This window comes from Paenibacillus sp. WLX1005 (assembly GCF_046603685.1).
Lineage (GTDB): Bacteria > Bacillota > Bacilli > Paenibacillales > Paenibacillaceae > Saccharibacillus.
This window is the reverse complement of sequence record NZ_CP176756.1, coordinates 3201144-3214497: the sequence shown is the minus strand read 5'-3', so window position 1 is coordinate 3214497 and position 13354 is coordinate 3201144. Positions and strand designations below refer to the sequence as shown.

The 13354-nt window shown below is 41.6% G+C and carries 9 protein-coding genes; 6 read left to right on the top strand and 3 right to left on the bottom strand.

Features of this window, described 5'->3' with window-relative positions; translation table 11 throughout:
• Positions 1-279: 279 nt before the first annotated feature.
• Positions 280-1578, top strand: coding sequence for an NCS2 family permease (locus tag ACE3MZ_RS13700; protein ID WP_411342715.1), 1299 nt, complete (start codon positions 280-282; stop codon positions 1576-1578).
• 70 nt (positions 1579-1648) lie between these two features.
• Here ACE3MZ_RS13700 and ACE3MZ_RS13695 read toward each other — a convergent pair whose 3' ends face one another.
• The 3 genes from ACE3MZ_RS13695 to ACE3MZ_RS13685 all read right to left on the bottom strand — a co-directional run bounded on the left by ACE3MZ_RS13695 (position 1649) and on the right by ACE3MZ_RS13685 (position 4114).
• Entirely contained in the window at positions 1649-1927 is a 279-nt protein-coding gene (locus ACE3MZ_RS13695; RefSeq protein WP_411342714.1) for a hypothetical protein, read from the bottom strand.
• A gap of 572 nt (positions 1928-2499) precedes the next feature.
• On the bottom strand, positions 2500-2844 hold the full coding sequence (locus tag ACE3MZ_RS13690; protein WP_411342713.1) for a YolD-like family protein: 345 nt from the start codon (positions 2842-2844) through the stop codon (positions 2500-2502).
• Positions 2834-4114 (bottom strand): DNA polymerase V, encoded by a 1281-nt coding sequence (locus ACE3MZ_RS13685; protein WP_411342712.1) that lies wholly within the window; start codon positions 4112-4114, stop codon positions 2834-2836. The genes ACE3MZ_RS13690 and ACE3MZ_RS13685 overlap by 11 nt, the downstream gene beginning before the upstream one ends.
• A gap of 255 nt (positions 4115-4369) precedes the next feature.
• Here ACE3MZ_RS13685 and ACE3MZ_RS13680 point away from each other — a divergent pair, with 255 nt between their 5' ends.
• The 5 genes from ACE3MZ_RS13680 to ACE3MZ_RS13660 all read left to right on the top strand — a co-directional run bounded on the left by ACE3MZ_RS13680 (position 4370) and on the right by ACE3MZ_RS13660 (position 13341).
• Complete coding sequence (locus tag ACE3MZ_RS13680; RefSeq protein ID WP_411342711.1) at positions 4370-5260, top strand: type II CAAX prenyl endopeptidase Rce1 family protein; 891 nt, start codon at positions 4370-4372, stop codon at positions 5258-5260.
• Positions 5261-5477: 217 nt separating this feature from the next.
• Positions 5478-5729: a DUF1871 domain-containing protein gene (locus ACE3MZ_RS13675; RefSeq protein WP_411342710.1), complete on the top strand. Its 252-nt coding sequence runs from the start codon at positions 5478-5480 to the stop codon at positions 5727-5729.
• A gap of 113 nt (positions 5730-5842) precedes the next feature.
• Complete coding sequence (locus ACE3MZ_RS13670) at positions 5843-6148, top strand: hypothetical protein (protein ID WP_411342709.1); 306 nt, start codon at positions 5843-5845, stop codon at positions 6146-6148.
• A gap of 765 nt (positions 6149-6913) precedes the next feature.
• Positions 6914-7723 carry a hypothetical protein gene (locus ACE3MZ_RS13665; protein WP_411342708.1) on the top strand — a complete coding sequence of 270 codons (810 nt, stop codon included), beginning with the start codon at positions 6914-6916 and terminating at the stop codon, positions 7721-7723.
• An 83-nt stretch (positions 7724-7806) separates the two neighbouring features.
• Positions 7807-13341, top strand: coding sequence for an RHS repeat domain-containing protein (locus tag ACE3MZ_RS13660; protein ID WP_411342707.1), 5535 nt, complete (start codon positions 7807-7809; stop codon positions 13339-13341).
• Positions 13342-13354: the final 13 nt, after the last annotated feature.

The window sequence follows — 13354 nt, the reverse complement described above, 5'->3', positions numbered from 1 at the left end:
TATCAATAATTGAAAAACGAATAAAACGTGAACATCATTCATTAATAGTTCGTGAATCAGGCAAAAAAAGTCGAATATTCATTGACAACGCATATTCATTTCATTAAAATTCGAAAGGTGCAAAAGAACGAACAATCATATCATAGAATGCCTTGATTTTATTCATACCTTTCATTACGAAATCCTGACGGTAATTATAACGACGCAAGATTGCATTGATATACAATGTTCAGGGATATGGGTTGCGATGAATAACCGATGGCGTGGAGGCTGTTTTACATGGATAACTGGTTCAAGCTCAAAGAAAGAGGCACGACGATTTCAACTGAAATCATTGCGGGGTTAACGACATTTTTTACGATGGTATATATCGTCATTGTGAACCCCGGCATTCTGAGCAGTACAGGGATGGATTTTAACGGTGTGTTCATTGCGACGATCATTGCCAGCATTGTAGCAACGCTCATTATGGGATTATGGTCCAATTATCCGATTGTACTGGCACCAGGGATGGGGCTGAATGCGTTTTTCGCATATAGCGTTGTTGGTGGGTATGGCGTATCATGGCAGGTTGCTTTGGGTGCGGTATTAATCGCCGGGATTTTGTTTGTTATCCTGTCTGTAACTTCGTTTCGATATATGCTGCTGGATGCAATTCCGGCAAGTCTGAAGCATGCGATTACTGCGGGAATTGGGCTGTTTATTACAACAGTAGGCTTGCAAAATTCCGGTATCATCATCGCTTCCGAATCCAATCTGATCACTATCGGCAATCTAGAGCAGCCGATGACCTATCTGACGATTATCGGACTGCTGATCACTGTAGTGCTGATGGCGTATAACGTCAAAGGGTACCTGTTTATCGGTATGGTCGTAACGGCTGTGTTAGCATGGATGCTCGGTCTATTCCAACTGCCAGCGTCGATTGTGTCCATGCCGCACGGATTGGCAACGACTGCATTCCAGCTGGATATAGCTGGTGTATTCTCAAATGGACTATATACGATTATCTTTACCTTCTTATTAATTACGCTGTTCGATACGACGGGGACGATGCTCGGTGTAGCGGAGCAGGCAGGTCTACTCAAAGACGGCAAATTCCCACGTTCACGCGGCGCATTGCTTGCGGATGCAGTAGGAACAACAACTGGTGCATTACTCGGAACAAGCCCGACATCTGCGTATATCGAATCCAGTACTGGTGTAGCCGCAGGCGGAAGAACGGGACTCACTGCGCTAACGGTTAGCGTGTTATTGGCACTTACGCTATTCTTCGCCCCAATCGTTAGCGTGATCTCCGGCATTCCGGCGATTACATCGCCAGCGTTGATCATTGTTGGTTACTTTATGATTAGTGTAGTGAGCAAGATAAATTGGAAAGACCTTGAAGAGGCATTTCCAGCTTTTCTGATCATTATTCTGATGCCGCTGACGCATAGTATTGCGACAGGGATTGGATTTGGATTTATTTTCTACCCGGTACTGAAGCTGCTGCGTGGCAAGGGGAAAGAGGTTCATCCGATCTTTTATGTATTCGCGGTGCTGTTCTTGATTCAGCTGGTGTTTTTGGATCACTAGAATGGAATTTCAAAATTGTATCGAAAAGGGAACGATCTTATTCAGATCATTCCCTTTTTTATTTGTAAAGTTAGTTGGTAGAATCGGATTCGGCAGATATAATTTCAAACATCAATTCTAGATCTGCTTTGGATTCAATAAAGGCAGCGGCATGATTCCAATTATTTGTAGAGCAACCGTAATCAATACTATGTTCCAAGATCGGCTGTGTTTGAGATGTAGTTAGCTTAAAACTATCGATACCGTGAATAGTAGTGCGATTGGTTTTTAATATAGCAATCTGTTTTAACGCTTCTGAGCTATTGTAAAAGTGAATACCACCTCGTTGCAAGTGATGATCCATGGCCATTCTTGTATTCCTCTCTTTCGTACGTATCCAGAAAACAAAATTATGTAATCTATGTAATATACTATTTTTCGAAGATACCATTATTGGTCATATCAGACAAGTATTTATCGAAATATACTTACAAAATAACAAAGAACCAAAGGCTAATTTTAAATAGCCTTTGGTTTTGCTTTTACCAAGGAAGTGCGCACCCTTGATTATAAGGTGGACATTTTGGCGGAGTACTAGCAAAAGATACTGCAGAAAATGATATAACCAGAAGTGTAGTTAAACCCAAAGTCACCAAATACTTTTTCATATGTATCACCTCTTTAAATTAGGATTCCTCTAACAATAACATTTAATTGTATAAATTGGAATTAAATGTTATATGTACGTGAGATAATTATGTATATCGTAGTTGAGACATATCTATCTGCGATTCCAGCAAACACACTGCAATAATTGAAACCAATGTCAGATGAAGAATACAATGAATTATAGAAAATAAGTGCGAATCTCAAACAGTCATAAACTGTATGAGATTCGCACTTTTCTTTATTGTAAGTGTCTATATCCGAATTCATAAAGCATTAGTGTATAATTTCGATGGTCTGAATATCATGTAAGCTGATTGTAATGACTTGTGCATCGTGTTTAAGCATATATAGAAGTCGCTCCAACATATCGCACTTTTTAATACTCCCGATCGCTTCCACCCATGCCTGCCGCTCAAAATAAACAATCCGCACCTGATATTGCCCAGCCAGACAAATCTGCAACTGATGATTCAGCTCTTGCCATTGATCATCGTCCAACGAAGGGCGCTTCACTTTTCGCTCATCCTCAGCCATTTGCCGCAAACGATCCCGATGTTCGGGTAGCAGCATCGCACTCCATTTTTTGTTCCCACGGTCTTGATACTCGTTATTCATCATGCCCTCCTAATTTAAACGAACGATCCATCCATGTACCAGCTTGTGTTAACGATACTGCTCGCATAATCGCACGCCTCCCATATTCATCTATAATCTGATCCGTCGTCTGTCCCAACCGATACAGCTTGTTATGATGAATACCGTCAAATAAATCAACCTGAATAGCATCCTGATGTACCATATTGCTCACGCCGACATGAATATGGCGAATCGGCGCATGCGTCTGATCCTGAAGCAGCAGCTCCATGCAGGCAAGGTACAGTGGCTTCGACAGATTGGTTGCCGAGTACAGGGAAGTGGATTTACGAAAGGCAGGCATGTCATTTCGGCGGCTAAAGCGTAGCGACAGAGAAATTGTAAATGCTGCTGCATGCACCTGCCGCAGCTTACGAGCGAGCATATCAGTCAACTCATAAATGACAACTGCCGCTTCTTCATGTCGGTAATCGCGCATGAGTGTAATCCCGTGACTGAATCCTTTACGCGCTTCGGCGAATGGATCGACGATGACGGGCGAATGGTCAATGCCCCACGCATGATAATGCAACTGCTCTCCTATCATGCCAAAGCGTTTGCTCAAAATACGCAGTGGTGCCTTGGCAATATCGCCAAGTGTAAAGATTGCCATACGATTTAGATGAAGCTGCATGCGCCGACCGACACCCCATATTTGCTGCACGGGCAGCGGCCAGAGATACTTTTTGATGTGCGAATAGTGAATAGAAGCAAGACCTGTTTGTTTGGCGTAGTTATCCAGTACGACTTTGGACAGAAATTTGTTCGGACCGATGCCGACAGCAGCAAGCAATCCTAGCTCCTTGTAAATGGCACGCTTGATCATCATCGCTATATCGCGGGCTGTAGCCGGGATGCCATTTTGCCCAAAAAGATTTTCGGCACCTGTCACATTGATCCATGCTTCGTCAATAGAGTAGATTTGGATCGCTTCAAGAGGAGCAAAACGGTGATAAATGTGGGTGACCTGCATCGACTTTTCCAAATATAAGCCCATGCGCGCTTTGGCAATATGTATGCGATGGTCTGGCGGGATTTGGTACGAACGGCTACCAGTTTGAATCTGGTAACGTTCTTTTAGCGCAGGTGAAGCTGCCAGAACGACTCCGCCACGCCGGGTAATATCGCCCACGACTGCCACCATATCATGAAGCGGATCAAGCCCCATCTCGACGGCTTCGACCGAAGCATAGAATGACTTCAGATCCACACAGAGAATCTTGTAGTTAGGAAGCTTGGTATAGTCGATCTGCATGATTATCACTCCTATAGGAACGTTTGTTCTTATATTACCACGGGTTTTGTATTTTGTGGCTTACCGATTTAGGTATTTGTTTAAAATGAATGATCATACAAATTTCTCCAGTACATACAAGTCCATCTGTAAGCGGAATGCCAGCTCGACCAAAGCCTAGTATCAACTATAGACTACAGCATGTTTGATGCTTATGTATCCTTTGTTATATTGCTAACGATAGCTTATGTATCAAGCATGTAGGAGGGGATTGGATTGACTGAACATGACCATGTAACAAGTAAAGCGGAGCAAGTAGACGGCAAACGCTCAGACGTAGACAAGAAATTAGCAAGGCAAGGATTAATGTTGTTCTTTGTATTACTGGTGTTGTTGTCGGCTACAGGCTTTATTCTGGCTATTGGATATCGCTATCCATTGGGAGGGGCACTTTTCATGTGTGCACCGGGATTGGCATCGATTGTGACACGCATCGTATTGCGTGAGGGCATCGCAGATATTTCATTACGTTTGAATATGCGCCGATCATGGAAGTTGATCGTACTATCACTACTTTTCCCTGTATTGGTCGGGTTGCTCGCATACGGTACCGCTTGGATGACCGGATGGGTTGACCTTGAAATTCCGGTTTCTTCCATCGTTGCTGCTCCTGCTGTGCATTTTGGAATGCTGCTGCTTTTTCAAATGAGTGTAGGCACAGCGATTGGGATGCTGAGTAGTCTTGGCGAAGAACTTGGTTGGCGCGGGTATATGCTCACACGATTGATTCGGGCTGAAGTTCCTTATCCTTTACTAGTCAGTGGCATTATATGGGGATTGTGGCATGTGCCTGTTATTCTTGCTGGTTCTTATTACAATGGACCTTATCTTGCGTTGTCGCTGATTTTGTTCATGGTGACCGTTACGTCTGCGGGATATGTGGTCGGTTATATTCGCTTGCAAACAGGTAGCATCTGGCCTGCTGTCATTTTCCATGCTGCTTGGAACGCTATTATTCAAGACGTGTTTGATGCAGTATCCAAAGGAAGCGAAGCGTTCTTGTGGACAGGAGAATCGGGAATTCTCGTTGCGGTAGTGATCTGGATGGTTGCTTGCGTGATTTCGAGAAGAACAACGGGAGTAAAATGGTTGCAAAAGTATGTATAGGTGTAAAGTGCTCTTATTCTGTGGAATAGGAGCTTTTCAACTGTACAATAGAGGAAGGGAAGATGTAGTATGAGATAGATTATTACATAAGAAACTAGTGAAACGTACTTGCTATACATGCTGAAGGAAGCTTGATTGGTATTGCTTGGGGAAGCAAAAAAGTGGTTGTGCATGTGGCGCAGCGTCATGATTAGATTGAGAAGAATGGAGAGTGACTATGGTTGTGAGTGTGAAGGAGATAATTGACGATTGGGATCCAATTGGATTATTACCTTATGCGCCAGAAGACGAATATGAAGTGGAAATACAATGGATTGAGGATTATCTTCGCAATAATAGAAACATCAATGAAGATAAGATAGCCTGTGAAATCTTTGATTTATTTGGTAAACGATTTGGCGATGTATTTACAGCTAACAAAGCTACGTGTGAGCAAATTGCAAGAAAAATCATTCAAGAATGTACATGATATTTAATAAAAAGAAAGTAATTGATGGTCACGCACAATTGATTTCTCCAATAAATATTAACGATAGATCAATAGTTTAGTTTTTATTCTATAAGAGTTTGGAGGATTCACTTATGTTCACAGTTATTTTAGAATCTGTAGATAACGAACGATTAGACAGTGTTGGACAAGAAGGAAATGCTGAATATTTACCACAAGATGATGAATATGTATTTAAAATGTTAGGAGATTTGGCAACTTGTGCATATGATGTATTTGGTAGTAACGATATGAAAGAGTTGCTAATAGAACTGGAACAACTAAAAAGTCGACTCTTTGATTTTTATCAAATCAATCACATTGAAGAGATTATACAATTGGCTGAAAGATGCCAGACGATAGAACATAGTAGATTGATCTTTACTCCTTTTGAGAAATAAGCATTAGTTTCCAAGCCATTCAAGTAAACAAAGGAGGATTGGGAATGACAAAATCTTTTGGCAAAAGAAAATTCAAATTATTGAGTAGGGAAAGTGTATGAGAAACAAGATATATTATGTGTCAGAAAATGAAATGGTAGGAATTAAAAAAGTGATTGAAAGTGATAACACCTTATTTCTAGCGGAGATCAATGCAAGGATGCTCGGAAGTTGCAAGATTATTTGGACATCATGTCGGAATTATTTCAGTTTCCAATTCCGGCACGCGGCTTAGATGGTTACAATGACTGGATGAGAGATTTGGAATGGTTACATAAGGATGGTTATGTTTTAGTAATTTATAATTATGATGATTTTTTTATTCAAGATATTTCGAAGAGAGAACTAGTGATCAAGGGGGTCTCCAATACGATATTGCCTTTTTGGGAGGAGGAAGTGAAACGCGTTGTAATTTATGGAAAATCGAAGCGATTTACAGTCTATTTGGAGACTTGTAAGTGCTAAACGTTAATCTTTTGATTTAGCTAGTGCATTTAGAATATAGCACAAATGATTGCATATATTTTATTAAGTATATTGTAAATACTATTTCCATATGATGGTTTGTATACATAAAAAAGTTTCATAAAGTCGAATATATTCATTTTTGTAAACCTCTATTATAATTACTTAGCAATCACTTTTATAAGGAATAATTTCTATATAAACATAGACAAATGGAAATCATTGCGAAGTGATGAGTGCAAATCAAATGGAGGCGTTGTTTTGAGAAACACGGGACAAGCAGAATATTCTGCGACGAAGAACGAGAGAAGCTGTACGAGAAAAAAGAGAGGACGAATCGTTAAAAAATCCATCGTAATGGCATGCAGCCTGATCCTAGGGTTGTCTACCGTCTGGAGTGCGCATACATACGCAGCTGATGCTGCGAAACGAATATACGAATACGATGCGGATGGACGTCTGACCACAATCTATAGTCGCGATGAAAAGGTGACATTAAGCTACGATGATAACGGCAACATGATTAATAAATCTGTTGAAAAGGGAGATTACAGCAGTATTACGAACCCGGCTCCTCCTGTACCAACTCCAGCGCCGACGCCAACACCGGCTCCTACACCAGCCCCACCGCCGGACCCATCTGTTGTACCACCTCCAGTTCCGGTGCCTGCTAAAGCTAATTTGTCTACTATGATCATGTTGGATCAAGTGACCCAAGTTTCTGCTCAATCCAATGGAACAATTACACTGTATGGATGGTACTTAGATCCAGTTGGTATCCAAAAAGTTGAAGTGTACATTGACGGCGTATATCACGGGCGTGCTAACATGGGTGGTTCTCGTGAGGATGTATACAAAGTATATCCAGATTATAACAATCATGTGGCTGGTTATTCGACTGGTAATATTGACATAAAGACCGAAGGAACTCCACGTAAAAAAGAAAACAATAAAGGGAAAAAAGTAGTGGTACCCGGGCAGTTCAATCATACAGTTGAGATTCAAATTACAAATATGGCAAATGTAATAACAAAAACAAGTGCAATATTTACAGCTGTTTTAAGCTCTTGATAAATAACTAAATATAATTTTAATATAAGGGAGCATTACTATTGAAGATACATCAAGTAACAAAAAAGAGCATTTTGATATGGATGATTATAGTATTATGTATCGGTACACTTTATCCGAACTATTCTGTTTATGCTGCGTCTGACACAAGTTCAACCGCATCAACGCTTGCCATTCCAGCAAGTGTAGCCGCACCAATTGTAGAAGCTCCTGAGCATCTAGTGGCAGAAGCCAAGACAGTAACAGAAGCTACCTACGATAATCAGCAAGCAGAACTTGATGAAATTGCTGCGTTGCTGGATGAATTGCCTGCAACTCCAACAGCAGAGAGCCGTTCGGCTACTCTTCGTACCGAGAGCACTCCATCCGAACAGTCTGCTGTGCATATGCAAAGCGTAGGTGGTGCACAGGATGCAGGCACGGATAGCGACGTGGATACAGATGTAAAAAACTCTATTCTGACCAAATCCGAATTGGAAACCTTCATTTGGGATGGCGCCGATCTGCTGGATATTTACTGGCTAGCTTATCTCGTACAACAAACTGCAGTCAAACCGCAAACGCTGTGGGATGAAAAAGAAAGCGGAAAAGATTGGCAAACAATCAAAAAAGAGTACCTGAAACCTGTAGTAAGCATCCCAGATACTGTAATTGGAAATGTTTACAATAATCAGGCGCAAGCAATAAGTAGTAGATTGCTTACAACGTCTATAAATTCCAATTCATTTGCTAAAATTATGCCCAAAGCACTAGCTTCCTCGGCAAGTTCCAATTCAGATGATTTAGAAGATGACTATACTAGCATTCTAAACCATTTAATTTATAAACATTCTATCAGTCAAGCCAAACAGCAACAATTTGCTGATCACGATCCGAATAGTGAAAACATTGATCCGGCAAGTGGCGGGTTGACTTGGAAATCCACTCAAATGTCATTCCCTGGACGCGATGGGTTGGATCTGGATATTGGGATTATGTACGATTCTAACCAATCCTCTCCCTACAGGCGCGTAGCAGGCAAAAAAGGTAGAGGGTATATATCCAAACAAAACAATATGTTATCTGCATATGATCTTGGACTGGGGTGGTCATTTCGTTTCCCATCGATTACATCCTTAGAAAACAGTCTATATTATAACAATGGAGAGGGAGCCAGCTATCAAATCATGTCGTATGTCAATTGGCGTGAACCCGAAGCGACGACGTGGCTCTGGCAATATCAAGGTAAAGATTTACGTATTAATATCAAAGAAGGCGCATTTTCGAATGGACAGGATGTATCTTACTATTATGCGGAGCATGCTAACTTGACTCATGAGTATTTTACCAGAGATGGAAGATTGCTAGGTATTGTGGATCGCTATGGCAATACCCAGACCTTCTATTATCAAGATCGTCAGCTTTACAATGATAAAATAAGCAAAGTCATCTCTCAAATTACGGATAGTGTAGGTCGGATCATCGAATTCCAATACGATTCTAATTTGCGTTCCGCTGACTTTAGTCACGAAGACATTCGTGTTATTGCCAAAGATTCTGCTCAACAACTCATTCAGCAGGTCACCTACACGAAAGGAAGAACTGAGCTCCAATCTAATACAGTAAGTGATGGCTATGCACCAGTGTTGCAAAGTGTTACCAATGTGAACAAGGAAGTAACCTATTTTAATTATAATGTACAAACAGCTCGTTTTACTTTGAATAACTACTACCCACTGGAAATATCCGGAATTGAAACGCCGTATATACTTATGGATAGCATTCAGTATCCGCGAATGATCACTACCTATATGTATGAAAAAGCATTACATGATATGGGCAAAAAAGGAAGCTCCGAAGATTACCGTATCTTCTCCAGATGGGATCAATTATATAAAGGAGCCACGAACGATAAAACCGAAGCCTTTAACCAAGTCCAGTATAGCTATAATGGTGATTTTCAGCATTATATGGGAGCAACGATTCCTAAAACCTATTTTTATTCGTCTACAGCCATTCAACAAGGAAGCAAACCAACCGATCGTTTAGAAGTCACTACGACCTTTGATGGTGAAAATAAAGTTGTATCTACAGAACAAGTAGGCGGAGATGGCTACAAGAAAAAAGTAACCAATGAAGCGTTTCATGGAGTGTTTACCCTTACTCCTACCTTGCAAAAAACAGTAGAACAGGATGCTGACGGCGCAACAACAAGTTTTAATGAAACGGTTTATAACGATTGGGGTCTAGTAGCCAGCCAAACAGATGTAATGCCAGAAAGTGAGTTTAATAATGCTGCGCTCAAACAGCAACACACCATTTCGTATAGCTATGAAGACAAATACAAACAAGTAATCAGCAAAAAGTGGTATCAAAATGCCAATACGACATTGGAAGAAAAATATGCCTATAACGCAGATGGTAGACTACAAAGCTCCACCAATGCCGCTGGCGAAACGATCAATTATAGCTATCAACCTTCTCCGGCTGACAGCCGTCAGATTCAAAAAGTAACAGCAACCCAGCGTGTACGCGACGGCGTATCTACGCAAACGTCGACTGTGTTTAGCGCCGACTATCAGTATGCGTATCCAACGGAACAGACACAAGTGCTTACAAATCCCGGCAAAGATGCACAAACGGTTCGTCAAACGACGAAATACGATTTTGGCACCGGTCGTGTCATGGAACAAACCGATAGTCAGGGCAACAAAACAACAACCAGTTATGATGCACTGGGACGTCCACTGAAAGTGAAATTGCCTTCCATGACCAATCTGGACGGAACCGTGTATACCATCGAGGATCAATACACCTATACGAATCGGGCATACAGTGAAAATGCCGATTCTGTCAATCAAGGCATACTAACTCTGCGGGTAGAGCAGCAGCGACAATATACCAATACAGCTACTGGAGCGGTTACACTGCTCAATCGCCAGGCAGCTTATTACGATGGATTGGGTAATCCACGCATTCAGGAAACGTATAATGAGAACAACGGTTGGACACGTACCCAGTATCACCCGGATGCATGGGGACGCACCGTATATGCTTCGGATGCACTGGGTAATACGCAAACAGCGACATATGACGCATGGAATAATCAAACGGAGATTACTGATGCCGAAGGCAATCTGTACATCACAGCTGCTCACAAAACACAGCATAAAGTGAACCAGTTTGCTATTGCTTCAGCGAATGTATCTGCCTATCGCGATAATTCGGATAACCGTAGCCTTCATTTGAACACAATAGAACAAACCTTTGATAATTACGGAAATGCACTGAAAACAGTCGCTTTCCGAGACGGATCGGTCACTCGCAATGACCCGATTCAAGAAACGTATACGTATGATCTCACAGGCAATGTTTTGACGTACACAGACCCGAACGGAAATAAGAATGCAAAAGGTGTAACGACAGCCTATACCTATGACGGTCTAGATCGTCTTACGAACGTGCAGGATGCATTGGATCAGCAAAGTAAATATGCGTATGATGGTTTAGGCAACCTATCGAGTGTCGTCATTAGTGACACTACAGGTAAAAGTGAAACACTCTATTCCAAAACGTACAATGAACTAGGTCAACTCACCGGAAAAACAAGCACATCTGGTAAGCAGTCGAGTCTCACCTACGATGCCCGCGGTTTGAACAACCAGCAAACCGATCGCAAAGGAACAGTTACCACCTACCAATATGATGAGCGCGGACAACGTACTAGCGCATTGCTGCAAGGGAAAGACGGATCCACACTGCAAACGAAAAGTATCTTTGGCAGTGATGGCAATCTATTATCCGACCGACACGAATTATATTTGAATGGAACCAAAACAGCAACCCAAACCAGTACCATCGATAAACTGGATCGTATTACCAAACTCACCTCAAGTGGAAGTGGATACGAAGCGAGCCTGAGTGTGAACTACGATCCGTTGGATCGCATTCAACGCCAGACCAATCAACTGGCAGGTAGTAGTTTTGTGACTCAATATGGTTACAACAAGTCGCGCTTGACGCAAATTCAAACCGACGGATCGGGTACTCGTACAACCGCAGCGACAGCGAATGTACAATATGACTACACACCGTTAGGACAGGTTAAGCAAATTACTTTCCCTACTCTGTCGGACGGTAGTGTATTGAAAGAAACCATGAATTACGATCCGTTAAATCGTTTGACTGATTTGACGAATACTCGCGGAGGAACCACGCTATCACTGTACCGCTATACGTACGATGCAAACGGAAATATTCTGACCGTACAAGAACAGCAGCAGGGTAGCGATGCAAAAACATCGAATTACGGATACGATAAGTTGGGTCGTCTGGTTAGCGTCAAACGCGCAGACGGAAGTGAATCGACGTATACCTATGATCTGCGTGGCAATCGCAAAGTGTTGACGGATACGCAGACACTGCCTTCTACGAAGTCTGGAAGCTATGTGTACGATCTGCAAAATACATTGACATCCGTATCGAATGATAATGGTAAAACGACATTGGATTACTTGCCAGATGGTTTGCGCTTTAAGAAAACCATTGGTGATAAGGTGACGCAGTACAGTTATAATGGTGCCGATCAGGTGATTGGAGATAAGGCGAGTAATGGAACGGTATCCAGTTATGTGCGTGGTGATCGGGTACTAGTGAAGAAAGACCTAACGAACCAGAAGGATTATTATTATCTGTATAACGGTCATAGAGATGTCGTACAGATGATCGCCACGGATGGAAGTGTCGTCAACAGCTACCAGTACGATGAGTGGGGAAGTCTCACACAGCAGAAAGAAACGGTAGGCAATGAGTTTAAGTATGCTGGTGAAACGTATGATGCGGAGACGGGATTGTATTACCTGAAGGCGAGATATTACGATCCAGCTCAAGGACGATTTTTGAATGAGGATACGTATGAAGGAGAAATAAATAATCCACTAAGTTTAAATGTATATACGTATGTGCATAATAATACACTAATTCATGCTGATCCTACTGGTAATTGGTGTGCTTCCTCTGATGGTAAAAATGCTCATCCTGGCGATTGTTCTACCAAAGCAGGCAATTTTGAATCAGACTATTTACATGATGGAGATCAAATTGTTAGTAACGGTAACGAAATAGGTGTTTTTTATGATAATGATGGTGCTCATCCAGATCATAGCTGGACAGGTGTTTTATTTGATATGGCAATTACAGGAGGGGCAGGAGTAGGGAAAGCAGTAATATCAAAAGCAATATCGAAATTATATGGAACAGCTGTTGCTGAAGAAACTGCTGTTGCCGTAGCGAATGGACAAGTTTTTTATGGCGGCCTAGCCGGAGAGGCTTTTGTAGCAGGCGCAGTAGGAGCTACAGCAAAAAATCAATTACAACAACGGTTTTCAACGAGTATGGGAACTCGTATTATAGATGTTCTTGTTAAGGGTTCGGCCTATGAATCAAAAGTTGGTTATGTTAAATACTCGGAGGTTGCCAAAAAACAAATTTTAAAAGATGCAGAAATCTTAGGTTCAGGTGACATTAAGAATTATACATGGCATTTTTTAAGAAGCGGAGTGACAGGAAAAATTGGAGCGGATCAAAGATTACTTGATTTGTTAACTCAAAACGGCATTAAGTATATTATACACGAGTGATTTTTGGGAAATA